This is a genomic window from Mesorhizobium sp. C089B (assembly GCF_030323125.1).
In the GTDB taxonomy this organism is placed as follows: Bacteria; Pseudomonadota; Alphaproteobacteria; order Rhizobiales; family Rhizobiaceae; genus Mesorhizobium.
Genome location: NZ_CP100469.1, coordinates 4,920,494 through 4,944,365 on the forward strand (window position 1 = coordinate 4,920,494; position 23,872 = coordinate 4,944,365).

The 23,872-nt window shown below is 64.5% G+C and carries 24 protein-coding genes and 1 tRNA gene; 16 read left to right on the forward strand and 9 right to left on the reverse strand.

The window, feature by feature from the left end:
• Positions 1 to 53: 53 nt before the first annotated feature.
• Positions 54 to 251 carry a hypothetical protein gene (locus tag NLY44_RS24380; protein WP_155923605.1) on the reverse strand — a complete coding sequence of 66 codons (198 nt, stop codon included), beginning with the start codon at positions 249 to 251 and terminating at the stop codon, positions 54 to 56.
• Between the two features lie 60 nt (positions 252 to 311).
• Between NLY44_RS24380 and msuE the strand changes: the two genes are divergently transcribed.
• The 5 genes from msuE to NLY44_RS24405 are packed head-to-tail and all read left to right on the forward strand — an operon-like array spanning position 312 to position 5,008.
• Positions 312 to 869 carry an FMN reductase gene (gene msuE / locus NLY44_RS24385; RefSeq protein ID WP_023683545.1) on the forward strand — a complete coding sequence of 186 codons (558 nt, stop codon included), beginning with the start codon at positions 312 to 314 and terminating at the stop codon, positions 867 to 869.
• Between the two features lie 58 nt (positions 870 to 927).
• Positions 928 to 2,304, forward strand: coding sequence for an LLM class flavin-dependent oxidoreductase (locus NLY44_RS24390; RefSeq protein ID WP_023806228.1), 1,377 nt, complete (start codon positions 928 to 930; stop codon positions 2,302 to 2,304).
• Positions 2,305 to 2,329: 25 nt separating this feature from the next.
• A complete protein-coding gene (locus tag NLY44_RS24395; RefSeq protein ID WP_023806227.1) occupies positions 2,330 to 3,178 on the forward strand; it encodes an ABC transporter permease in 849 nt (282 codons plus the stop codon).
• A 42-nt stretch (positions 3,179 to 3,220) separates the two neighbouring features.
• The gene (locus tag NLY44_RS24400; protein ID WP_023732650.1) at positions 3,221 to 4,219 is read left to right on the forward strand and encodes an ABC transporter substrate-binding protein; all 999 of its coding nucleotides are present in this window, start codon (positions 3,221 to 3,223) and stop codon (positions 4,217 to 4,219) included.
• A 24-nt stretch (positions 4,220 to 4,243) separates the two neighbouring features.
• Complete coding sequence (locus tag NLY44_RS24405; RefSeq protein ID WP_023671311.1) at positions 4,244 to 5,008, forward strand: ABC transporter ATP-binding protein; 765 nt, start codon at positions 4,244 to 4,246, stop codon at positions 5,006 to 5,008.
• 48 nt (positions 5,009 to 5,056) lie between these two features.
• Here the strand turns inward: NLY44_RS24405 and NLY44_RS24410 are convergent, their stop codons facing one another.
• The 3 genes from NLY44_RS24410 to NLY44_RS24420 form a co-directional block, all read right to left on the reverse strand.
• The gene (locus NLY44_RS24410; RefSeq protein ID WP_023689215.1) at positions 5,057 to 5,446 is read right to left on the reverse strand and encodes a hypothetical protein; all 390 of its coding nucleotides are present in this window, start codon (positions 5,444 to 5,446) and stop codon (positions 5,057 to 5,059) included.
• A gap of 93 nt (positions 5,447 to 5,539) precedes the next feature.
• Positions 5,540 to 5,615: transfer RNA gene (locus NLY44_RS24415), tRNA-Ala, on the reverse strand.
• 173 nt (positions 5,616 to 5,788) lie between these two features.
• Entirely contained in the window at positions 5,789 to 6,181 is a 393-nt protein-coding gene (locus NLY44_RS24420; RefSeq protein WP_023671313.1) for a TIGR02300 family protein, read from the reverse strand.
• Positions 6,182 to 6,387: 206 nt separating this feature from the next.
• Here NLY44_RS24420 and aroA point away from each other — a divergent pair, with 206 nt between their 5' ends.
• The 4 genes from aroA (at position 6,388) to NLY44_RS24440 (ending at position 11,602) form a co-directional block, all read left to right on the forward strand.
• Entirely contained in the window at positions 6,388 to 7,746 is a 1,359-nt protein-coding gene (gene aroA / locus NLY44_RS24425) for a 3-phosphoshikimate 1-carboxyvinyltransferase (protein WP_023671314.1), read from the forward strand.
• Between the two features lie 240 nt (positions 7,747 to 7,986).
• Entirely contained in the window at positions 7,987 to 8,631 is a 645-nt protein-coding gene (gene cmk / locus NLY44_RS24430) for a (d)CMP kinase (RefSeq protein ID WP_023671315.1), read from the forward strand.
• A gap of 204 nt (positions 8,632 to 8,835) precedes the next feature.
• Positions 8,836 to 10,533, forward strand: a complete 1,698-nt coding sequence (rpsA, locus tag NLY44_RS24435) for a 30S ribosomal protein S1 (protein ID WP_023671316.1) — start codon at positions 8,836 to 8,838, stop codon at positions 10,531 to 10,533.
• Between the two features lie 247 nt (positions 10,534 to 10,780).
• Positions 10,781 to 11,602, forward strand: a complete 822-nt coding sequence (locus tag NLY44_RS24440; protein ID WP_023689216.1) for an MOSC domain-containing protein — start codon at positions 10,781 to 10,783, stop codon at positions 11,600 to 11,602.
• Positions 11,603 to 11,738: 136 nt separating this feature from the next.
• Here the strand turns inward: NLY44_RS24440 and NLY44_RS24445 are convergent, their stop codons facing one another.
• From NLY44_RS24445 to NLY44_RS24460, 4 genes are all read right to left on the reverse strand, one after another.
• The gene (locus NLY44_RS24445) at positions 11,739 to 12,446 is read right to left on the reverse strand and encodes an SDR family NAD(P)-dependent oxidoreductase (protein ID WP_023671318.1); all 708 of its coding nucleotides are present in this window, start codon (positions 12,444 to 12,446) and stop codon (positions 11,739 to 11,741) included.
• 187 nt (positions 12,447 to 12,633) lie between these two features.
• Positions 12,634 to 14,214 carry a 5-guanidino-2-oxopentanoate decarboxylase gene (locus NLY44_RS24450; RefSeq protein ID WP_023689217.1) on the reverse strand — a complete coding sequence of 527 codons (1,581 nt, stop codon included), beginning with the start codon at positions 14,212 to 14,214 and terminating at the stop codon, positions 12,634 to 12,636.
• Between the two features lie 96 nt (positions 14,215 to 14,310).
• Entirely contained in the window at positions 14,311 to 14,982 is a 672-nt protein-coding gene (locus NLY44_RS24455) for a TetR family transcriptional regulator C-terminal domain-containing protein (RefSeq protein ID WP_023671320.1), read from the reverse strand.
• Positions 14,952 to 15,824 carry a dimethylarginine dimethylaminohydrolase family protein gene (locus NLY44_RS24460; RefSeq protein WP_023671321.1) on the reverse strand — a complete coding sequence of 291 codons (873 nt, stop codon included), beginning with the start codon at positions 15,822 to 15,824 and terminating at the stop codon, positions 14,952 to 14,954. Before NLY44_RS24460 ends, NLY44_RS24455 begins: the two co-directional genes overlap by 31 nt.
• 226 nt (positions 15,825 to 16,050) lie before the next feature.
• Between NLY44_RS24460 and NLY44_RS24465 the strand changes: the two genes are divergently transcribed.
• The 7 genes from NLY44_RS24465 (at position 16,051) to NLY44_RS24495 (ending at position 22,382) form a co-directional block, all read left to right on the forward strand.
• A complete protein-coding gene (locus NLY44_RS24465; protein ID WP_023671322.1) occupies positions 16,051 to 16,866 on the forward strand; it encodes an ABC transporter ATP-binding protein in 816 nt (271 codons plus the stop codon).
• Positions 16,867 to 16,920: 54 nt separating this feature from the next.
• A complete protein-coding gene (locus NLY44_RS24470; RefSeq protein WP_023671323.1) occupies positions 16,921 to 17,721 on the forward strand; it encodes a transporter substrate-binding domain-containing protein in 801 nt (266 codons plus the stop codon).
• Positions 17,722 to 17,877: 156 nt separating this feature from the next.
• The gene (locus tag NLY44_RS24475) at positions 17,878 to 18,591 is read left to right on the forward strand and encodes an ABC transporter permease (protein WP_196814080.1); all 714 of its coding nucleotides are present in this window, start codon (positions 17,878 to 17,880) and stop codon (positions 18,589 to 18,591) included.
• Complete coding sequence (locus tag NLY44_RS24480) at positions 18,591 to 19,400, forward strand: ABC transporter permease (protein WP_023732642.1); 810 nt, start codon at positions 18,591 to 18,593, stop codon at positions 19,398 to 19,400. The genes NLY44_RS24475 and NLY44_RS24480 overlap by 1 nt, the downstream gene beginning before the upstream one ends.
• A gap of 114 nt (positions 19,401 to 19,514) precedes the next feature.
• On the forward strand, positions 19,515 to 20,516 hold the full coding sequence (locus NLY44_RS24485; RefSeq protein ID WP_023714560.1) for an Ldh family oxidoreductase: 1,002 nt from the start codon (positions 19,515 to 19,517) through the stop codon (positions 20,514 to 20,516).
• Between the two features lie 328 nt (positions 20,517 to 20,844).
• A complete protein-coding gene (locus NLY44_RS24490; protein WP_023689223.1) occupies positions 20,845 to 21,297 on the forward strand; it encodes a DoxX family protein in 453 nt (150 codons plus the stop codon).
• A 104-nt stretch (positions 21,298 to 21,401) separates the two neighbouring features.
• Positions 21,402 to 22,382 (forward strand): complex I NDUFA9 subunit family protein, encoded by a 981-nt coding sequence (locus tag NLY44_RS24495; RefSeq protein ID WP_023671329.1) that lies wholly within the window; start codon positions 21,402 to 21,404, stop codon positions 22,380 to 22,382.
• Positions 22,383 to 22,397: 15 nt separating this feature from the next.
• Here the strand turns inward: NLY44_RS24495 and NLY44_RS24500 are convergent, their stop codons facing one another.
• The gene (locus tag NLY44_RS24500; RefSeq protein WP_023806226.1) at positions 22,398 to 23,768 is read right to left on the reverse strand and encodes a cytochrome P450; all 1,371 of its coding nucleotides are present in this window, start codon (positions 23,766 to 23,768) and stop codon (positions 22,398 to 22,400) included.
• Positions 23,769 to 23,872: the final 104 nt, after the last annotated feature.

Below are 23,872 nucleotides of genomic sequence, written 5' to 3' on the forward strand. Positions count from 1 at the left end.
CCTACTTCGTCGCCCACGCGATCGGGTTCAATCGACACTGACACAACGCAGTGTCAATGCCGCCGGCCCTTGACGGTTTCGCGACGATACCCATCGGTGCGCAAAGGACCAAGGCCATGGTCCCCGGCGATGCCCTGCGCGACCGCGTCAGCATCTGCCGCGGCGCTTTTGGGGCCAAATGAACCAACCAAAGGCGATGTACCGCAAACTCCATTCGCTTCAGAGCCCGGTTTTGAAATCTTCTCGCTCATTTAATTCTACAAAATCGGTAGGCTTAATGCGGATAGTGCGTTTGCGAGAAGGAGCCTCGGATGTCAAAAAAGCTGGTGGTGGGGTTGTCCGGCAACCTGACCCGTCCGTCCAAGACGAAGGCATTCGTCAGCCACATCGCCGGTGAGGTGGCGAGCCGGGCCGGCTCGGCTTTGAGCGTTTTCGACATCGAGGATCTCGGCCCGTCCTTTGCGCCTGCAAGACAGCTTGGCGATCTCGATCCGGCGGCGCGCGGTATTATCGAGCAGCTGCTCGGCGCCGACGTGCTGGTGGTCGGCTCCCCGACCTTCAAGGGCAGCTACACCGGGCTGTTCAAGCACTTCTTCGACCTGCTCGACCCGTCGTCGCTGCGCGGCAAGCCGATCATCCTGGCGGCAACAGGCGGCGGCGAGCGTCATTCGCTTGTCGTCGAACACCAGTTGCGGCCGTTGTTCGGCTTCTTCGAGGCGCAGACCCTGCCGACCGCGATCTACGCCTCGGACAAGGACTTTGCAGATGGCGTGCTGGTGTCAGAGGCAGTCAAGGCGCGAGCCCGGCAGGCGGTCGCTGAGGCATGCCGGGTGGCCGGCGTGCCCTACAGCGTCGTCCTTGCCGCCTGAAAACCAACGATCCGCGACGCAATATTCCATCCCGCATAGACCAGAAGGACGCCTGCAAATGACTCGAGCCAGCAAGTCCGATAGCAAACCGCGGCAGATCAAGCTCGGCGCCTTCCTGCCCGGCGGCGGACAGCATATTGCCGCCTGGCGTCATCCCGATGCGCCGGCCGACGGCGCCACCAATTTCGAGTTCCACAAGCAACTGGCGCTGACCGCCGAGCGCGGCCTGTTCGACGCCTATTTCCTGGCCGACAACCTGACCGTCGGCCTCGGCGCCCGCGAGGGCGGCAACGCCAAGATCGCCGGCTTCGAGCCGGTGACGCTGTTTGCGGCGCTGGCGCCGCTGACGACGCATATCGGTTTCATCGCCACGGCCTCCACCACCTATGAGGAGCCCTACACGCTGGCGCGCAAATTTGCTTCGCTCGACCTGTTGTCGAACGGCCGCGCCGGCTGGAACGTGGTGACCTCGGCCGGCGACGAAACGGCGCGCAATTTCAACCGCGACGTCCAGCCCAGCCATGCCGAGCGCTATGCCAGGGCGCATGAGCATGTCGAGACGGTCAAGGCGCTGTGGGACAGCTGGGAGGATGACGCCTTCATCCGCGACAAGCAGTCGGGCCGTTTCTACGACAAGGACAGATTGCACGACATCGACCACAAGGGCGAGCATTTCAGCGTCAAGGGTCCGCTCAACGTGCCGCGCCCGGTGCAAGGACATCCGGTTGTCGTACAAGCGGGGCAGTCGGAAGACGGCCGTGGGCTTGCCGCGCACTCGGCCGAGGTCATCTTCACCGCCCATCAGAAGCTCGAGACGGCGCAGGAATTCTACCGCGACATCAAGGCGCGCGTGGCTGAAGTCGGCCGCGATCCCGATCAGGTGCTGATCATGCCGGGCGTCGCGCCCTTCGTCGGCCGCACCGAGGACGAGGCCCGTGCCAAATACCAACAGCTTAACGACCTTATCCTGCCCGAGGACGGTGTCGCCCTGCTCAACGGGCTCGCCGGCCAGACGCTCGACATCAGGGGCTATCCGCTCGACGGCCCGTTGCCGCCGAGCAAGGAAACCGAGGGCATGAAGAGCCGCCAGGCGCTGATCCGGCAGATCGCCGACGAGCACAACTTCACCATACGCCAGCTTTACCAATGGGTAGCGACGGCGCGCGGCCACTACACCATCGTCGGCAGCGTCACGCAGGTCGCCGATCAGCTGGAGGAATGGTTCACCAGCGAGGCGGCCGACGGCTTCAACATCCTGCCGCCCTGGCTGCCCGGCGCGCTCGACGATTTCGTCGACCTGGTCATTCCCGAGCTGCAGCGGCGCGGCCTGTTCCGCACGGCCTACGAAGGCCGCACGCTGCGCGAGAATCTCGGCCTCAGGCGCCCGGAAAATCCATGGACCGTCGCCCGCTCGACCGTCCTTGCCGCCGAATGACCTTGGCAATCGAAGGGGTGAAGCAATGACGCTGCAGCACATCGATCGGCAGATCACGGTTCGCCGCAGTGGTGGCGAAACTGGGCTCGGCACCGACTTCCTGAACCTCGGTAGCAAGGCGGCTGTTCGCTTCCTGAAGCGCTACGGCGTGCTTGCCGGCTTCCTGGCGCTCTGGCAGGTGGCGAGCAGCGTCGGCTGGGTCAACGCGGCGGTGCTGCCGCCGATCGACATGATCGTCGTCGCACTCTGGAAGGGGCTTGCCGGCGGCAGCCTGCTCGGCGACATCGCCATCAGCCTGCAACGCGCCGGCATCGCCTTTGCGGCGGCTGTCGCCGTTGCCATTCCGCTTGGCCTGTTCATGGGCCAGGTGCGCCCGGTCGAAACCGCGCTCGATCCGATCCTGCAGGTGTTCCGGCAGACGTCGGCGCTGGCGCTCTATCCGGTGTTCATCCTGCTCTTGGGACTTGGCGAGACCTCGAAGATCTTCGTCATCTTCTGGGCGACGCTGTTTCCGCTGCTGCTCAACACCATCAGCGGCGTCAAGGAAGTCGATCCCAAGCTGCTTGAAATGGCGCGCGTCTATGGTGCGAGCCGGCTCACCGTGTTTCGCCGCGTCGTACTGCCGGGCGCCGTGCCGTCGATCTTCGTCGGCTTGCGGCTGAGCGCCACCACGGCGCTGCTGCTGCTGATCGCGTCCGAGATGATCGGTGCCAACAAGGGCATCGGCTTCCAGGTGATGAACGCGCAGTACAATTTCCAGATCCCGCTGATGTTTGCGGCAATCGTCATCCTCGCCGGGCTTGGCCTGATCGCCAACCAGGCATTGGTCACCCTGCAGCGGCGGCTCTGTCGCTGGAGCAATCCTGTCAACTGAGCAGTCCGCCCCTCACCGTTTACCTCCAGGAAGGACCCGATCATGAAAATCACCCGCCGTTCGCTGCTTGCCGGCGCGCCGCTTGCCGCCGGCCTCATCGCCGCCGGCCTGCCGCGCATGGCCTTTGCGCAAGCCGCAGCCGTCAAGTTCCGCTACCTCGCCAGCCGTGGCAGCATCTCCCCGCACGAGCTGGCCGACGAGCTTGGCTACTTCAAAGGGCTCGGCGTCGAGCTGGAGAATGTCGGCTATTCCTCGGGCGGACCGGAATCGCTGTTTGCGCTGTCTTCCGGCAGCGTCGACATCGGCTCGGCCGCCACCGCGGCGGTGATCAACTCGATCTCCGGCGGCAACGACTTCGTCGCGGCGTATCCGAGCAACGGCATCAACAAGGATGTGAAGAGCGTCTTCTACGTGCTGGAAGACAGCCCGATCAAATCGATCGCCGACATTGCCGGCAAGACCATCTCGGTCAACACGCTCGGCGCTCATCTCGACTATACGGTGCGTGAGGCCCTGCACAGCGTCGGCCTGCCGCCGACCGCCGCCAACCTCATTGTCGTGCCCGGCCCGCAGCTTGAGCAGACGCTGCGCTCGCGCCAGGTCGACATTGCCGGCCTCGGCTACTGGCAGGCGACCTTTGCCGGCGCGCTGGTCGCCAACGGCGGCGTGCGCGGCGTGTTCGACGACACCCAGGTGCTCGGCGAACTCGCCGGCGGCTTCGTCGTACTCAGGCGCGACTTCATTGCCGCCAACCCGGATGCGGCGCGCAACTTCGTCGAACAGTCGGCGCGCGCCTCGGACTGGTCGCGCCAGAACCCGGACGAAGCCCGCAAGGTGCTGGCCACTATCCTCGACAAGCGCGGCGAAAACGGCGATCTCGCCCGCTACTGGACCGGCTTTGGTCTGCGCGAAGGTGCGCAGGCGACCGATCGCGACATCGACTTCTGGGTCGCGGTGCTGGAGCGCGACGGCCGTCTGGCCAAGGGCAAGCTGAAAGCCGCCGACATCCTGTACCGGCCCGGCGAAACCAAGATCAACTGAGCTTTGAAATAGCTGAGAGACAAGATGGCCGGTTCCAACCGTGGCGGAGAGGTCTCGATCCGCGACCTGTCCAAATCCTTCAGCCTCGGCGGGCGCCAGCTTGCCGTGCTGCGGACGCTCAACCTCGACATTCGTTCGGGGGAATGCCTGGTCATCGTCGGCGCCAGCGGCTCCGGCAAGACCACGCTGCTGCGTATTCTGGCCGGGCTGGAGGCGGCCGACAGCGGCGGTGTCGCGATCGACGGCCAGCCGGTGCATGGCGTCGGCGCCGAGCGTGCCGTGATTTTCCAGGAGCCGCGGCTGCTGCCCTGGCTCAGCGTGCTCGGCAATGTCGCCTTCGGCCTCGAAGTGCGTGGCGTTCCCAAGAGACAAGCCGAGGAACGCGCCCGCTTCTACGTCGCACTGGTCGGCCTTGCTGAATTCGCCGATGCTTTTCCGAGCCAGCTTTCCGGCGGCATGGCGCAGCGCGTCGGCATCGCCCGGGCGCTCACCGTGCAGCCCGAGATCCTTCTGCTCGACGAGCCGCTGGGGGCGCTGGACGCCATGACCAAGATAGGCATGCAGGAGGAACTGGCGCGCATCTGGAGCGAGGAGAACGTCACCATGGTGATGGTCACCCACGATCTGGAGGAGGCGATCTATCTTGCCGACCGGGTGCTGATCCTGCCCAAGGAGAAAGGCGGCGCGGCGCGGTTGATCGACATCGACCTGCCACGCCCGCGCGAGCGCAGCGAGAGCCGCTTCGTGCGCTATCGCGAAGAACTGCTGCGCGAATTCGGCCTGCACTGATCGGGGAAGGGGCCAGCCGTGGCTCCCCCGGAAGATTAGCTCTCGCGATTATTGCTTGGTGAACGTGCCCGTATAGGTTCGGTCGGCAAGCCCATAGGTGACGGCCAGCGTTCCGTCCGCCTGAATGACCGCGCTGACGTCCGCGCCATTGGGAAGGCGCCGCAGTTTCAACGTGTTGCCGAAAATCTTGCCTTCGCCGTCGGCCACGCCCGGTTTGTTGTCGGCGACATCGCCCCAGGCATAGGTGGCGGTGACATTGCCGCCGCGCGTAATCGTCAGCACGGCGAGCTTGCCGTCATACATCCCGTCCAGCTGTCCGCCCCATATGCCGGAAAACGCGACATATTTGGCCGGGACGCCTTCGCCGGGCGGCATAACCCGCACGGATGGATCGAGGACCGCCGCACCATCAGGAGCAGAGATCGCGGCAGGCTCCATGGGCTGAGGTGCGGGCGGCGATGATGGTTCAGGCGCCGACTGGCAGGCGACAAGCATGAATGCCGCGAAACCGAGCGTCGGAAAGAGACTGTTTGGTGGAGCCAATCGGGATCGAACCGACGACCTCTTGAATGCCATTCAAGCGCTCTCCCAACTGAGCTATGGCCCCACTCCGGCAGTCAGCCGTCGCCGTTGCCGGCGAGAGGTCCGGCGCGGGTTTCAGGACCGCGCCGTTTAGTGCAGGCGGCTTCTAACCCCGCCTTCCCTGAAGATCAAGCCTTCGAGGGCCGCTTTTTCGTCATAGCCCGTGAACGCCGCTAAATGCATGCGTTCGAAGCGTTCTTAGACTTCGTCGTCGTCGTCGCCGACGCCGATCATGTCGGCGACATCGTCGTCTTCTTCCTCTTCGTCGGCAAGGAAAGTATCGTCCTCATCGTCGCCTAGATCGACATCGTCCTCGTCGTCGCCCAGGTCGGGAAGCTCGTCGCCGGCCTTGACGTCTTCGTCGGCCTCTTCAAGCGAGACGACTTCAACGCCTTCTTCTTCCTCGGCGTCCACTTCCTTCTCGGCCACTTCCTCTTCCTCTTCGAGGGCGGCGATCTTGCCGTCCTCGAAATAGGAACGCGGATACGTCTTGCCCGTATAGGGCGAGACGACAGGGTCCTTGTTCAGGTCGTAGAATTTTCGGCCCGTTTCAGGGTCGACACGCTTTGTGCCAAGTTCGTTTTTTGCCACGTCAAGCCTCGTCAGTAAAAGAGTGGTCCCCTTAACCACAGTTTACCGCGCTGTCAAAGCGAAAAGCCGGCGTCACAAAACCAAGCACTGAAAGGCCTCGCGCCAAGCGACGACCATGGGGATGACCATTCGTGCCCGCCGTGATACGAGACCGCCGCAACAAATGAAAAGCGCCGGTGCGCCGGCATTCCGTCCAGGGAAATTCCATGTCTCACGCCGCCGCTGCCAAGCCGGCCACCGCCCGCAAATCATCCGCCCTTTCCGGCACCGCTCGCGTGCCGGGCGACAAGTCGATTTCGCACCGTTCCATGATGTTCGGCGGCCTTGCCTCCGGCGAAACCCGCGTCACCGGCCTGCTCGAAGGCGAGGATGTGATGCGCACGGCGGCCGCCATGAAGGCGATGGGCGCGCATATCGAGAAGCGCGGCGCCGAGTGGGTGATCCGCGGCACCGGCAATGGCGCGCTGCTGCAGCCGGAAGGCCCGCTCGATTTCGGCAATGCCGGTACCGGCTCCCGCCTCACAATGGGCCTCGTCGGCACTTACGACATGGAAACGACCTTCATCGGCGACGCATCGCTGTCGGGACGGCCGATGGGCCGCGTGCTCGAACCCTTGCGCCAGATGGGCGTGCAGGTGCTGAAGGCGACGCCGGGCGACCGCATGCCGATCACGCTGCATGGGCCGAAACACGCCGCACCCATTACCTACCGCGTGCCGATGGCCTCGGCGCAGGTGAAGTCGGCCGTGCTGCTGGCAGGCCTCAACACGCCCGGCATCACCACCGTGATCGAACCGGTGATGACGCGCGATCATACCGAAAAGATGCTTAGGGGATTTGGCGCCAATCTCTCGGTCGAGACCGACGAGCGCGGCGTGCGCCACATCTTCATCGAGGGCCAGGGCAAATTGACGGGGCAGACCATCGCCGTGCCCGGCGACCCCTCCTCGGCCGGCTTCCCGCTGGTCGCGGCACTGATCGTGCCGGGTTCGGACATCGTCATCGAGAACGTGCTGATGAACCCCACCCGCACCGGCCTGCTTCTAACGTTGCAGGAAATGGGCGGCCAGATCGACATCTTGAACCCGCGCAATGCCGGCGGCGAGGATGTTGCCGATCTGCGCGTGCGCTACTCCGAGCTCAAGGGCGTCACCGTGCCGCCCGAGCGGGCGCCGTCTATGATCGACGAATATCCGGTGCTGGCGGTTGCCGCGAGCTTCGCCGAGGGCGAGACGTTGATGCAGGGGCTGGAAGAGCTGCGGGTGAAGGAATCCGACCGACTGGCAGCGGTTGCCAATGGGCTGAAGCTCAACGGCGTCGACTGCGCCGAAGGCGAAGCTTCGCTCGCGGTGCGCGGAAAGCCCGGCGGCAAGGGGCTGGGCGGCCATCCCAATGGCCAGGACACGACGGTGCAGACGCATCTCGACCATCGTATCGCCATGAGCTTCCTGGTAATGGGGCTGGCAACGGAAAAGCCGGTGACCATCGACGACGCCGCCATGATCGCGACGAGTTTCCCGGAGTTCATGGGTCTGATGACGGGGCTCGGTGCGGAGATCGGGTAGGTTGATGCCAAGCGCAAAGCAAGCAGAGATGTCGGCGGGACAGCGCCCCCCTCTGTCCTGCCGGACATCTCCCCCTCAAGGGGGGAGATCGGCCGTCACAGCGGCTTTCGCCAGTTTTCGAAATTGCAGGAAAGAGTGGGGCGCAGAAGCTTCTGATCTCCCCTCTGGAGGGGGAGATGTCCGGCAGGACAGAGGGGGGCGCGAAGGATCGCGGCGTCTGTCTTTCGTGTTGGCCCGCCAATGACCTTCACCATCGCCATCGACGGTCCCGCCGGCGCCGGCAAAGGCACGCTGGCCCGACGGCTGGCCGACCACTACCGCCTCAACCTGCTCGACACCGGCCTCACCTACCGCGCCGTCGCCTATGCGTTGATCCGGCACGCGCTGCCACTCGACAATGTCTCAGCAGCCGAAACCGCCGCACGCCAGGTCGATCTGGCAAAGCTCGACCGTGCGGTGCTGTCGGCGCATGCGGTTGGCGAGGCGGCCTCGAAGGTCGCGATTTACCCTACCGTCCGGCGCATCCTGGTCGAAAAGCAGCGCGATTTCGCCAGGACACCGCCAGGCGCGGTGCTCGACGGGCGCGACATCGGCACGGTTGTGTGCCCTGACGCCGACATAAAGCTCTATGTGACGGCGAGCGCCGAAGTGCGGGCGCAGCGCCGGCTGGCCGAGATCGAAAGCATCGGCGGCACCGCCGATTTCGCCGAAATTCTTGCCGATATTGTGCGCCGCGACGAGCGCGACATGGGCCGCGCCGACTCGCCGCTGAAGCCGGCGGCGGACGCGCACTTGCTTGATACCTCCGAAATGGCTATAGAGGCCGCGTTTCTGGCGGCCAAAGCGATCATCGACGACGCCCTGGCCAAGAGAGACAAAGCCTGATCCAGGGTTTTCCCGCTCCACCGATTGCCGGAAGCGAAGAAAATACCCATATCGGGCACGAACCAGCCTGCCAGCATTCTTCATGCGCCGGAATTGCCGCTTAGGCGGCCCAGGGCTTTTGTAGCCCGGAACGCCGGCAGGCCAACGCAACGCTAACCCACGGCGCCCGTCCCGCTTCAGATGCGGGGCACTCCAGGAGAAAATATGTCAGCTGCAAATCCCACTCGCGACGATTTCGCGAGCCTGCTCGAAGAATCATTTACCACCGGTCACTCCGGCGAAGGTCAGGTCGTCAAGGGCACGATCCTGGCGATCGAAAAAGACATGGCCATCATCGATGTCGGCCTCAAGGTCGAAGGCCGCGTGCCGCTGAAGGAATTCGGCGTCAAGGGCAAGGACTCGACGCTCAAGGTCGGCGACACGGTCGAGGTCATGGTCGAGCGCATCGAAAACGCGCTGGGCGAAGCCGTCCTGTCGCGCGACAAGGCCCGCCGCGAAGAGAGCTGGGTCAAGCTCGAAGAGAAGTTCACCAAGGGTGAGCGCGTCGAAGGCGTCATCTTCAACCAGGTCAAGGGCGGCTTCACCGTCGACCTCGACGGCGCCGTGGCCTTCCTGCCGCGCAGCCAGGTCGATATCCGCCCGATCCGCGATGTCTCTCCGCTGATGCACAACCCGCAGCCCTTCGAGATCCTCAAGATGGATCGCCGCCGCGGCAACATCGTGGTGTCGCGCCGCACCGTGCTCGAGGAAAGCCGCGCCGAACAGCGTTCGGAAATCGTGCAGAACCTCGAAGAAGGCCAGGTTGTCGAAGGCGTCGTCAAGAACATCACCGATTACGGTGCGTTCGTCGACCTCGGCGGCATCGATGGCCTGCTGCATGTCACCGACATGGCATGGCGCCGCGTCAACCACCCGACCGAGATCCTCAACATCGGTCAGACGGTCAAGGTGCAGATCATCCGCATCAACCAGGAAACCCACCGCATCTCGCTCGGCATGAAGCAGCTCGAGAGCGATCCGTGGTCCGAGATCGGCACCAAGTTCCCGATCGGCAAGAAGATCAAGGGTACCGTCACCAACATCACCGACTACGGCGCGTTCGTCGAGCTGGAGCCGGGCATCGAAGGCCTCATCCACGTTTCGGAAATGTCGTGGACCAAGAAGAACGTGCACCCCGGCAAGATCCTGTCGACGACGCAGGAAGTCGACGTGGTCGTGCTCGAGGTCGATCCGGCCAAGCGCCGCATCTCGCTCGGCCTCAAGCAGACGCTCGAGAATCCGTGGCAGGCTTTTGCCGCGAGCCATCCGGTCGGCAGCCAGGTCGAGGGCGAGGTCAAGAACAAGACCGAGTTCGGCCTGTTCATCGGCCTTGAAGGCGACGTGGACGGCATGGTGCACCTCTCGGACCTCGACTGGACCCGTCCGGGCGAGCAGGTCATCGAAGAGTACAATCGCGGCGACATGGTCAAGGCGCAGGTGCTCGACGTCGACATCGACAAGGAGCGCATCTCGCTCGGCATCAAGCAGCTGGCCAAGGATACGGTCGGCGAAGCGGCGACTTCAGGCGAACTGCGCAAGAACGCGGTCGTCACCTGCGAAGTCACCGGCATCAAGGATGGCGGCCTGGAAGTGCGGCTGGTCGACAGCGGCATAGAGACCTTCATCAAGCGCAACGACCTCAGCCGTGACCGTGACGAGCAGCGCCCCGAGCGCTTCTCGGTCGGCCAGAAGCTGGACGCCCGCGTCATCGCCTTCGACAAGAAGACCCGCAAGCTGCAGGTCTCGATCAAGGCGCTGGAAATCGCCGAAGAGAAGGAAGCCGTCGCACAGTACGGCTCTACCGACTCCGGCGCTTCGCTGGGCGACATCCTTGGCGCCGCGCTGAAGAAGCAGGGCAGCTAAGCCGCTTTGCGCGCAGCGCGTAAGCCGCTTCGCGCAAGCGTAAGCCTCGGCTGCGCCTCGCGCGCAGCCTGAACAAGAAAACCCGCGGGCCGCAAGGCTCGCGGGTTTTTCATGCTCGGCTGCGCGATTGGCACTAGACTAAGACTGTGCAACCCCTTCAATTCCACACGCGCGGTTGTAGGCTCGGCCGTCGTTGCAGACGTAAACACGGAAGTCCGGCCCTTCGGGCAACGGAGAAGCATGCGGGATGAAGGTCGTCGAACTCTATCGCTATCCGGTCAAGAGCCTGCGCGGCCATGCCGTGCCGAGCGCCGACATCGAGACAATGGGCATGGAAGGCGACCGCCGCTGGATGGTCGTCGACAAGGATGGGCAGTTCCTCACCATTCGCCAGATACCTGATATGACGACGATCGACGTCGAGCATCGCGGAACGGGCATCCTGTTGAAACATGACAGGCATGGCTCGCACTTCGTCGAGGCTCCGGCTCCCGGCACCGCGCTCCGGCAAGTCAAGATCTGGAAGGATATGGCTGCCGCGCGGCCGGGCGATCCGGCCGCCGGCGCCTATCTCTCGGCTATTCTTGGCCGGCCTGTCGATCTCGTCTATTTCGACGATCCGCAAAACCGGCCGGTCGATGCGGAATTCGGCCAGCCCGGCGATTTCGTCGGCTTTGCCGACGGTTTTCCGCTGCTGATCGCCACGACAGGCTCGCTGAACCATCTGAACAGCCATCTTGCCAGGCCCATCGAGATGGCGCGGTTCCGGCCAAACATCGTCGTCGACGCAGAAGGCGCATGGCCTGAAGACAGCTGGAAGACGATCCGCATCGGCACGGTGGAGTTGCGGATCGCAAAGCCCTGCTCGCGCTGCGTCATCACCACCCGAGATCCGTTGAGCGGCGAGCAGCCGGACCCGCGCGAGCCGTTGCAGACGCTTGGCAAACTCCACCGCTCCGCCAAGGGCGGCATCATCTTCGGCCAGAATGCGATTCCCAACAACGCCGGCGCGATCGCCATCGGCGACGCAGTCGAGGTCGTGGAAGCGGGCGTCTCGAACCTGACGTAGTCGCAGGCCTTCTAATGCCGTGGAGGCGTCGGCGGACGCCATGATTGAATGGCCAACCTCCGCTGTAGACTCAGGCGAGGTCGGCAAAGGCCGCCATCGGAAGCCAAACCAAATGAGTCGCCTGCGCGGCGGAACTTCAGGCGCGGCCGTAAAGTGGCGCCAGCGTTCCGCTCATTGCCAGATTGGCCGGTGATGCCAGATAGGCGATTGCCTCGGCGGCGGCTTCGAGGCTGACCCATTTGCCGAAATCGGCATCCGGCATGTCGGCGCGGTTGGCCGGCGTATCGAGCGTCGAGGGCGCCACCGCGTTGACCAGTATGCCTTTGTGCTTCAGCTCTTCCGCCATCGCCACGGTCATCGCCGCCACTGCCGCTTTGCTCGCGGTATAGGCGACCATGCCGGCGCCTCGGCGCGGGTCGAGCCCGGCGCGTGCCGTGACATTGACGATGCGGCCCGCTGTGTTCGAGCCCAACATGGAGCGCACTGCCGCGCGGCAGCACAGAAAGGCGGTGCGGGCGTTGGTGTCCATCATTTCGGCAAAGGATGCGGATTCGATCTTCTCGACCGGGGCTGCGGCAAAGCCGCCGGCCAGATGGATGGAGGCCCACAATTCGGGGACGCTGTCATAGAAGGCATCGACCTTGGCAGGATCGGCGAGATCGACATTGTGCGCCAGCCGGACGCGATCATGGGCCGCGAAGGGGAAATGCGAGGGGGCCGACGCGTGGGCATTCGGCACATGGCAGATCGCGCCGTCCGCCAGCAATTTGCCGACGACCGCGGCACCCAGCGCCCCGGTGCCACCGGTCACCACGATATGCTTGCCCTGAACTGTTTCCGTCATCCTGGACGCTCCTGTCGTTTCTTATGATTATGTCGCTTGTCGTGCCGCGCCGACGCAGAGCGTCGCGCCTTTTGCACGATCACTCAACCGACATCTCGACATGGCAGTTGTTGCGTCTTTGCATCGCTCGAAGTCGCCGACCGCCCCCTTCTGACCCGCGCATTGACGTAAAGCGCGCGGTCAAGCGTCAGTCGATGGTGATTTCGATGACGTGCGGCAGTCTGGTTGCGCGTGCGCGTTTGAGCGCATCGGCGAGACCGGCAGTACCGGCAAGCCGTTCGGCTGATATGCCGTAGGCCTCGGCCAGCTTGCAGAAATCCGGCGGCGCCGGCGACACGCCGACCGGCTCGACGCCGACATCGAGCATCGACGTTTCGATCTCGCGATAGCATCTGTTGTTCCAGACGACGAAGATGACCGGTGCGGGTGCATCGAGCGCCGCGCCCAGCTCCGGCAAGGTGAACTGGAAGCCGCCGTCGCCGGTGAGGCAGACCACCGGCACGCCGGGCATGGCAAGGGCTGCGCCGATCGCCGCCGGTGGTCCGTAGCCGAGCGCGCCGAAACCGGTGGCGGCATTGAACCAGCCGCCTGGCCGGTCATGGTCGTAGTAAAGGTTGGCGGCGTAGATCGGCTGGGTGGAATCGCCGACGATGATGGCGCCCGGCAGCGCGTCGCGAATGGTTTCCACCGCACGCACCTGCGCGGCATAGGCCGGGCTGAGCTCGGCAAAGGCCGCCTTTCTCGACGCGGCTGCGCGGCTCTCGCCGTCCTTCGCCGCGGCATGATCAGGGTGGAGCGCGCCAAGCAGTGCGCCAAGCGCCTCCGCGCAATCGGCCTGGATGCCGACGCTCACCGGGCGGCGGGCGAGCTGGTCGGCGCCGATATCGATGCGGATCAGATTGGCGGGCAGCACGAAGCCGCCATCGCTGTAACCGTCATAGTCGGTCGGGCCGAATTCGGTGCCGGCGGCGATGACCAGATCGGCGTCTGCCATCAGCGCACGCACCGCCTTCAGGCTGGGGCTGGCCGGCACGCAAAGCGGATGTGCATGCAGCAGACCGCGCGCATTGGCGGTCTGGGCGACAGGCGCGCCGAGCCGCTCGGCCAAAAGCTGCAATGGCTGTTCGGCGCGCTTGGCGCCGCCACCGGCAAGGATCAGCGGCCGGCGCGCGGCTGCGATCAGTTTGGCTGCCTCGGCAATGGCCGCGCCATCCGGCGCCGGCGGCGCTGCATTGGTGAGCGAAGCAGCGATGCCGTCGGCCGGTTTGACCATGACGTCGGTCGGGATCTCGATATGGACGGGGCCCGGCCGCGACGACGAAAACAGCGCGAAGGCCCGCGCCAAAGCGCCAGGCAATTCGCTGGCCTCGGTGACACGCTGCGAAAACAGCGCCACCTTCTCCATCATGCCGCGCTGGTCCGGCAGTTCGTGCAGGAAGCCCAGTCCCTTTCCCAACGTCGGCATCGCGTTGACGCCCGAAATCACCAGCATCGGCACCGAATCGGCGCGCGCCTGGCCCATTGCGGTGATGGTGTTGGTCAGCCCCGGTCCGGTGATGACAAAGGCAACGCCCGGCCGGCCGCTGGCACGGGCATAGCCGTCGGCCATGAAGCCGGCGCCCTGTTCGTGACGCGGCGTGACATGGCGTATCTTTGAACGCGCCAGCCCGCGATAAAGCTCGACAGTGTGGACGCCAGGAATGCCGAAAACGGTGTCGACGCCATGCGCTTCGAGCAGCGTGATGAGGGCTTCGCCGATGGTGGTCATGGGTTCTCTCCCGTTAGTGCCGACCACTGTTCAACGGAAACAATGATCGGCTCTACCTCTTTGTTTTTAACGCAATTCCGGACGGAAAACCGCTTCTCACTTTTCCTGGAATTGCGTTTGCGGCGCGAGGCCGAGCTCGGCCTCTATGGCTTTGACGCCGATCCCCGCCAATTCGCCAGGCGAGAACATCTCTGCGGCCAGACAGCCTTCGATCCAGAGCCCGTCGATGATCGCGTTGATCGCGATGGCATGGCGGCGCAGCTCATTTGCGTTTGGCCTGCGCTGCTCGGCGCCGAGCACTTCGGCAACGACTGCTTCCACCTCGTTGCGAAAGCCGAGATAGCCTTCGCGGTGGGCGCGAGCCAGGCTCGGATCCGCGCCGGCGCGGCCGATGAAGGTTGCCCAGAGCGAAAACACGCGTGCATCGATGATCGGCGCGTTGAGGTTGGCGGCAACGAAGGCCGCAAGGCGCTGGCGCGGCGAGGCGTCTTCCATGAGCAATGCCGCCTTCGCCTGCTCGGTCATGCGGCCCATCAGCGCCGCGTACGCTTCCTGCAGCAAGTCTTCCTTGCCGGGGAAATAGTGCCGGATCAGCCCGGCGGTGACACCGGCGCGCAGTGCGATGGTGCGCAGGCTGGCGCCCTCCAGCCCATGTTCGGCCACGCTGTCCAGGGTCGCGTCGATCAAATCCTGCCGCCGCCGCTCCTCGCCCTCGCGGCGGAACTTGCGGCGCTCATTCATTGCCGCAGGATGGGCCGCGTCAGGCATGTCGGCCCACCTTCGCAGGCGATGCAGAGGGCATCCGCCTCGAAGATTTGAACCGTGCAGCCGGCGGCTTCCATCGCGGCCTTGGTCTTGGGAAAGCCGGCGACGGCAATGACCTTATGCGGGCTGGTCGGCAGCACGTTCAGGCTGAGGCCGTTGGACGCGGCAAACTCTTCGGCGTCGCCTTCCACCAGCCGGATGCCGCGCGCCTTCAGCAACTGATAGAACGGCGCCGGCAAAAGCGGTGAATAGACCAGGGCCAGGTCGTCGGCCAGCGGGCTGATCACCGACATCAGATGCAGGCACGCCTCCTCGCCCTGCCACAGCGGCAGATCGAAGCCGTAGACGGAAATGCCGAGCGGCGTCAGCAGGTTGGAAACCTGCTGTATGCCTTCCTGGTTGGAGCGCACCCCGCGCCCGATTACCAGCGTGTTTTTATCCAGCCATACGCAATCGCCGCCTTCGACCTGGCCGGGAGCCTCGACGCGGCCGAGGATAGGAATACCCAAGCGTGTGTAGGTTTCCTCATGCAGCGATGGCTCCCTGGCGCGCAGTGGCTTGCCCATGGACAGGATCAGCGCGCCGCGATCGGTCATCAGTGACGGATCGTGGGTGAATACGGAATCCGACAGCCCGTCGGCATTGTCATCGATCCATTCGATTTCGGCGCCGGACGCCGTCACCAGCTCAGCGAGAGCCGCGTGCTGCGCCGCCGCTTTCGCCGGGTCGAAACCCGGGCCATAGTGCCAGGTAGCCCGGTCGGCACCGCGCATGGCATTGGCCGCCGACCGCATCAGCACGCGCCGCAACGGCGCCGCCATGGACTGTGATCCGAAAGCGCTCATCAGTGCCCTTTTCAATGCCGTGTTCAGGGTGAAAAAAATGGAAGAAATTTCATCGGAGGCTATTTATACACTTGCACAATAAGGCCGCAAGTGCCGTAATGAGCGGGATTGACGGGCTCGCGCTGTTGGGTCCATGCTGAAGTCTGGAGTGGGCATTACAGCGTATGTTGATTAGCCGGATAGACGTTCGACGATCTGCCGTGGACCCTGTGGCAGAGGTTCCCCGGTGAGCGCGGCGGGAACCGCCGCAGTCCAATCCGGCAAGGCGCAGGACGGCGCCGCCGAAGCCATCCATGTCGAGAACCTGCACAAGAAATTCGGCCATCTGCATGTGCTGAAAGGCGTTTCGCTGTCGGCGCGCGACGGCGAGGTGATCGCCATTATCGGCGGCTCGGGTTCCGGCAAGTCGACGCTGCTGCGCTGCATCAACTGCCTGGAAAACCCGACCAGCGGCATCATCCGCGTCAATGGCGAGGAGATCAAACTCAAGGCCGACAGCCACGGCCACACCGTGCCCGCCGACCGCCGGCAGATCGAACGCATCCGCGCCAAGCTCGGCATGGTGTTCCAGAACTTCAACCTGTGGAGCCACATGACGCTGATCGAGAACGTCATCGAGGTTCCGGTGCATGTTCTGGGCGTCAGGCGCGACGTGGCGATCAGGGAAGCCGAAAAGCTTTTGGCGCGCGTCGGCCTGGCCGAAAAGCGCGACGTCTATCCGGCCTATCTCTCGGGCGGCCAGCAGCAGCGCGCGGCGATCGCCCGCGCCCTGGCCATCAACCCGCGCGTCATGCTGTTCGACGAGCCGACCTCGGCGCTCGACCCGGAGCTGGTCGGCGAGGTGCTGAAGGTGATCGGCGACCTGGCGCGCGAGGGCCGCACCATGGTGCTGGTCACGCATGAAATGAAATTCGCCCGCGAGGTCGCGACCCATGTCGTCTACCTCTGCAACGGGCTGGTCGAGGAAGAGGGGCCGCCGGAGCAGATATTCGGCGCACCGAAATCCGAAAGGCTGAAGCAGTTCATCCGCAACATCGGCTAGGACAAGCCGGGACGGAAGAAAACCGGGAACCAACAACAAACTGGGAGTCGTGACATGAAGACTGTTCTGAAAACATTCGCCGCAGCGCTGCTGCTCGGCGTCGCCGCCATGGGCGTGGCCAAGGCCGATCCGGTCAAGATCGGCGTCGCCGCCGAGCCCTATCCGCCCTTCACCTCGCCGGACGCTTCCGGCAAATGGGTTGGCTGGGAAATCGAGTTCATCGACGCCGTCTGCGCCGAGGAGAAGCTCGACTGCGTCATCACGCCTGTCGCCTGGGACGGCATCATCCCGGCGCTGACGACCAAGAAGATCGACGTCATCGCCAGTTCGATGTCGATCACTGCCGAACGCGAGAAGACCATCGACTTCTCGGATAAGTACTACAACACGCCGACCGCCATCATCGGGCCGAAGGACCAGAAATTCGGCGCCACGCCCGACGATCTCAAGGGCAAAGTGCTCGGCGTGCAGGTGTCGACCACCCATTCGGCCTATGCCAAGAAGCATTTCGGGCCCACGGCCGCCGAGATCAAGGAATACCAGACGCAGGACGAAGCCAACAACGATCTGGCCGCAGGCCGCCTCGACGCCGTCCAGGCGGATTCGATCGCGCTCGACGCATTTCTGAAGTCGGACCAGGGCAAGGCCTGCTGCGATCTGAAGGGCATGGTGGCTCCGGACGATGAAGTGCTCGGACCGGGCGTGGGCGCCGGCGTGCGCAAGGAAGACACCGACCTTAAGGCCAAGATCAACGCCGGCATCAAGGCGATCCGCTCGAACGGCAAATATGACGAGATATCGAAGAAATACTTCGATTTCGACATTTACGGTGGTGGCGGCGCGCAGTCGAACTGACGATCCTCGCATGAGCTAGGGGGCATGGCGTTAGCGCCATGCCTCCCTGCCCGATCTTTCCCAGACATGCTTGCCGCCGGCGCTGCCGTCGGCGGTTAGAGCCAGCATCCGGGGGCGACGCTGATCGACGCACTTCTTTCGGCCTCGGCGGCCGGCATCATAGAGCTCCTTTCGCCCAATCCGCCGGGCTGGGGCGGCACGCTCTTGCTTGGACTGCTCCATTCGATCGAGATCGCGCTCGGCGCCACGGTCCTCGGTCTCCTGATCGGCACCGGTGGCGCCTTTGGCAAGCTTTACGGCGGTCCGGTCGTGCGCGACCTGCTGGCGGTTTACACCACAATCGTGCGCGCCGTGCCCGAACTGGTGCTGATCCTGCTGCTCTATTATGCCGGGACGGACCTGATCAACCAGGCGCTGACGGCAATGGGCTACCAGCGCGTCGACATCAGCGGCCTTGCCGCGGGCATCGCCGTGCTCGGCTTTGTCCAGGGTGCCTATTCGACCGAAGTGATCCGCGGCGCCATCCTGGCCATACCGCAGGGCCAGATCGAAGCCGCCCGCGCCTATGGCATGTCACCCGGGCTCATGCTGCGGCGCATCACCTTGCCGGCGATGCTGCCCTTCGCCATACCCGGGCTCGCCAATCTGTGGCTGATCGCCACCAAGGATACGGCCCTTCTGGCGGTCGTCGGCTTTTACGAGCTGGCGCTGGCGACGCGGCAGGCTGCGGGGGTCACCAAAGCCTATTTCACCTTCTTTTTCGCCGCGGGCGTGCTCTATCTCATCTTGTCGCTGGTCTCCAACCTGCTCATCGGCCGCGTCGAGGCCTGGTCGCGGCGCGGTATGCCGTCGCTCAAGGATGCGCGCTGATGGCCGGAGAAGCGACCATCATCAACGCTGCCGCGCGCACGTCGCTGTGGCTGCAGCCGCATCGCATCGTGCTGATCCTGGTCGCGATCGCGCTGGTTTTCGGCGCAGCCTTCTTCATGCGCTGGGATTGGCTGCCGCAATATTACGAAATGGGGCTTCTCGGCATCTGGCGGTCGCTGTGGATCCTGGCCGTCACCTGCTTTCTCGGCTTCCTGCTCGCCGTGCCGCTCGGGCTGGCGCAGGCCGCCGGCCCGTTCTGGCTTTCCGCCCCCGCCAGGACATTCTGCACCGTCATCAGGGGCACGCCGCTGCTGATCCAGCTATGGCTGCTCTATTACGGGCTGGGCTCGCTGTTTCCGCAATTTCCCTGGATCCGCGAATCCTGGATGTGGCCGTATCTGAGGCAAGCCTGGCCTTATGGCGTGCTGGCACTGACCTTGTCCTTCGCCGGCTATGAGGGCGAAGTAATGCGCGGCGCCTTTGCCGGCGTGCCGAAGGGGCAGTTAGAGGCGGCCCGCGCTTTCGGCATGAGCCGCTGGAAGATTTTCCGCCGCATCTGGCTGCCGCAGGCCATCTACCGGGCGCTGCCGACGCTGACCGGCGAAACCGTGCTGCAGCTGAAGTCGACGCCGCTGGTGGCGACGATCAGCGTCATCGACATCTTCGCAGTCTCGTCCAAGGTCCGGCAGGACACCTACCTCACCTACGAACCCTTGCTGCTTTTGGCGCTGATCTACATGATCATCACCGGCATACTGGTGTTTGCATTCAGCAAGATCGAGGCGCGCATACCGAACAAGGTGGGCTAGGGAATAGTGAGCAGGCAGTAGTGAGTAGTCAGCATATGACCGGGAAACCGCTTGCTTTCGCTACTCCCTACTGACTACTCCCTACTCACTCTCACCACCAATCGGGTCCGCACCATGCAACTCTCTCTAGACCAGGCAACAGGGCTGTGCCGGATGGCGGCGCTCGGCGCCGGCGCCAATGAGGAGGCGGCGCGGTCGCTCACCGCCTCGATCATTGCCGCCGAGGCGGAAGGGCTTTCGACCGTCGGGCTGACCCATTTCATCGATTACCTCGAAGCGCTGGAAGCCGGCCGCATCGACGGCAATGCCGATCCGGTGATCACCAGGCCGGCGCTCGCCGTCTATCTCTCCGATGCGCGTGGCGGCCTCGCCCATACCGGCTTCGACCGCACCATCGATGACCTTGCCAAGGCGGCAAAGCTGTTCGGCGTCGCCATCTTCTCGCAGAAGAACGCTTATACCTGCGGCGCACTAGGCTATTTCACCGGGCGTCTGGCGCAATTGGGATTGGTCTCCTTCGCCGCCACCAACGGGCCCGCGGTGCTGGCAGGCTCGGGCTCGGTCAAGCCGGTCTATTGCACCAACCCGATGTCGTTTGCGGCACCCGCCGCCGATGGCGCGCCGCTGGTCATCGACCAATCGTCGAGCGCCACCGCCTTCGTCAACATCCGCAAGGCGGCCGAGGACGGCAAGAAGATCCCCGAAGGCTGGGCGCTGGACGCCAGCGGCAATCCGACCACCGATCCGGCCGCGGCCATGAAGGGCGCCATGCTGGCCTTCGGCGGCCAGCGCGGCGCCAACATCGCGCTGATGGTCGAAGTGCTGGCGGCTGGCCTGTCGGGCGCCAACTGGTCGCTCGACGCGCCCTGGTTCTCCGGCGGACCGGACAGCCCGGGAACCGGCCTGTTCGTGCTCGCCGTCGAGCCCAAGCTGCTCGACCCGGATTTCGAGCAACGCATGAAGGACCAGCTCGACCGGCTGCGCCGGCGCTTTGGCGTGCACGTGCCGGGCCGGGCGCGGGCCGAAGCGGCGGAGAAGGCGCAGGCGCGCGGCATCAACGCCCCCAAAGCCGTGGTGCAGCGCATTTCCGAATTCGCCGAGCGCTATTCGGGCTGAAGCAGTCCTGCGACAACGAATTTTTTACGCGACCTGGCTGAACCTTTCTACCGATCGCAACGACCAATAGCTGCCGGGTCGGGTTTGCCCGGTCGGTGTCTTCTGTCGGATGCGTTTAGGGCCCGGGCGGGCGTATGCCGTCTCAGGTTACCCGCCCGTTGCGCTCTGTCTCGACCGTTGCGTCACCCGGAAAACCCCGCTTCGGCGGGGTTTTCTGCGTTCGTGCTCTGTGTGCTAAAACATGATGGCGGAAGTTAACTTTTGTTAACTTGACTTGCCGGGAACCATCGGGCGTTTGCAAGGGATCGTCACAACAACAGGAGCTACGATGTCCGCAACCACCGACGCCTCCCGCGGCAAACTTATCGTTCCGGTGTTTGGCCGCCTGTATTCGTCGCTGCATGATGGCGCCGAGACCCTTCTGCGCGTCGTCGCCGGCGGGTTTCTCACCATTCACGGCTCGCAGAAGATCACCAACCCTTTCGGCGCCGCCGAGATGGTCGAAGGCCTCGGCTTCTATCCCGGCGCGTTCTGGTCGTTGCTTTTGTCCTGCACCGAATTCTTCGGCGGCATTCTGATCGCCATCGGCCTGTTGACTCGGCCCGCCGCCTTTGCCGGCATGATCGTGCTGCTGGTCACCGTCTGGTTCCACTGGATCACTGTCGGCCAGGGCTTTTCCGGCGCTGAAAAGTCGCTTCTATGGGCGGCGATCCTGCTGTTCTTCGTTATCCGCGGCGGCAACCGCCAGTCGGTCGACGCGCGCATCGGCAAGGCGTTCTGAAGGGTCTATAAGAGGGTGGCAGCGACGACGCGTCACCCTTTGCCTTTGGCCCAAAACGGACTATGAAACGGCTTCAGCCAAGCTTTCGAGCGCCGGAGCCAGCCATGACCGAAATCCTGCAGATCCCCAAGCTCGTGGTCGTCTTCGGCGGCTCCGGCTTCGTCGGCCGCCACATCGTGCGGGCGCTGGCCAAGCGCGGCTACCGCATCAGGGTGGCGGTGCGCCGGCCCGATCTGGCGGGACATCTGCAGCCGCTCGGCAATGTCGGCCAGATCCAGCCGGTGCAGGCCAATGTGCGCGTGCGCTGGTCGGTCGACCGCGCCGTGCAGGGCGCCGACCATGTCATCAATCTGGTCGCCATCCCGCATGAAAGCGGCCGGCAGAAATTCAACACCGTGCACGAATTCGGCGCCCGCGCCGTCGCCGAAGCCGCACGCTCGGTCGGCGCAGGGCTCACCCACATCTCGGCGCTGGGCGCCGACCTCAACGCCGAATCCGACTATGCCCGCACCAAGGCGCTCGGCGAAAAGGCCGTCCTGGAGACGATCCCGGACGCCGTCATCTTCCGTCCGTCGATCAATTTCGGACCGGAGGACAGTTTCTTCAATCGCTTCGCCGACATGGCGCGCTATTCGCCGGTGCTGCCGCTGATCGGCGGCGGCCAGACCAAGTTCCAGCCGGTCTATGTCGGCGATGTCGCCGAAGCCGTGGCGCGTTCGGTCGAGGGCAAGGTCAAGGGCGGCCAGATCTATGAACTCGGCGGGCCGCAAGTGCTCACCTTCAAGCAGTGCATGGAAGAACTGCTCACTGTCATCGAGCGCAAGCGGCTCCTGGTACCGGTGCCGTGGTGGATGGCCAATCTGCAGGCCTCGATCCTCGGCCTGCTGCCCAACCCGTTGCTGACCAAGGACCAGGTGCTGCTGCTGCGCCAGCCCAACATCGTGTCGGAGGAGGCCAACAAGGCCAACCGGAACCTTGCCGGCCTCGACATCCAGCCGCAGTCTATCGGCACCATCCTGCCCAGCTATCTCTGGCGCTTCCGCGCCGCAGGCCAGTTCCAGCGCAAGCCCGCCGGTATCGCGTAACAAGGCGTTGCGCCGTTAAACGCGCCGCGTCACCTGCATCGGCAGGCCGCCTTGCGGCTGTGTCGTCAGTTTCTGCACCGGCCACGGCTTGGTCTCGGCCGTCACGTCGAAGCGGAAGCGCGACAGCATGATGGCCAGCGCAATGATCGCCTCCTGCATGGCGAAGCTGGCGCCGATGCAGATGCGCGGACCGGCGCCGAACGGCAGATACTGGAAGCGGTCGATCTTCTCGCGGTTTCCCGGATGGAAGCGTTCGGGCATGAAGGCGTCGGGCATGTCCCACAGTTTTCTGTGGCGGTGGACGACCCAAGGCATCACCAGTACGGCCGCGCGCTTGGGGAGCACCAGATCGTTCCAGGTCTCCGTCTCGATCGGCTCGCGGTTGATCGACGGCGCCGGCGGATAAAGCCGCAGCGCCTCCTCGAAGGCGGCGCGGGTGAACGGCATTGCGTCGAGCCATTTCGTCGGGTCGGGTTCGCGCGCCAGCACGGCCTCGATCTCGCGCTCGACCTTTTCACGCTCCCACGGCGCTTCGGCGAGGCAGTAGATCGTCCAGCCCAGTGCCCGCGCGGTGGTCTCGTGGCCGGCGCCGATGAAGGTGATGATGTTGTCCTCGACTTCCGCCCGCGTCAGCCCCTCGGGGCCTTCGGCGCGCAGCAGAAGCGTCAGGAAATCCTGCGGCGCGGTGTCGGAGTCGCGCTTCAGCCGCTCCTCGCGCATCTTGACTGTATCGGTGACGATCTTGCGGAAATACGCCATGGTCTTGCGGCCGCGGATGCGGGTCAGCCGCGGCAGCCATTCGGGCGCGCGCAACAGGTCGAGCGGATCGACACGGCCCATGGTTTCGAACAGGCGGTCGATTTCCTGCGCGAAACTGCCGGGCTCGCCCGCAATCTCGCCCGAAAACAGCGTTTCGGCCAGGATATCGTAGGTGAGCAGCGTCATGTCGTGGGCGACATCGGTCATCCCGCCCTCCTCGTAGCGGGCGACGAACTGCATCGTGCGGCGCAGCATCGGCTCGGCGAAGCCGAAGATATGCCGCGGCGTGAACACCGGCGCCATCGCCTTGCGCGACCGCTTCCACACCTCGCCTTCGGCGGTCAGCAGCCCGTCGCGCAGGATCGGCCGCAGGATCATCTGGCGCACCGTCGCCATCTTGTAGTTCTTGGCGTTGTCGATCAGCACGTGGCGGATGAGGCCGGGATCGTTGGCGACGATCAGATGCCCGCCGACGCCATTCGCCGAAATCCAGGGTTCGTTGTAGGTGTGCTCGCCCCAGAGTTCGAGGGGATTGCGGTAGACGATCCGCATCATCTCCAGCGTCGAAGGCGGCGTCGTGCGCGGCTTGGGCGCCGGCGGCACGAAGGGGACGGGCTGCGTGTCCATGAGGTGCTCCGCTGATAGCTCAGATGTAGTGGCTGGCAATCCGGGCGTCCATGTGACCGAACGGCAAACTGAAACGCTGCAGCGCCCGGTGTGCCCGACAGACG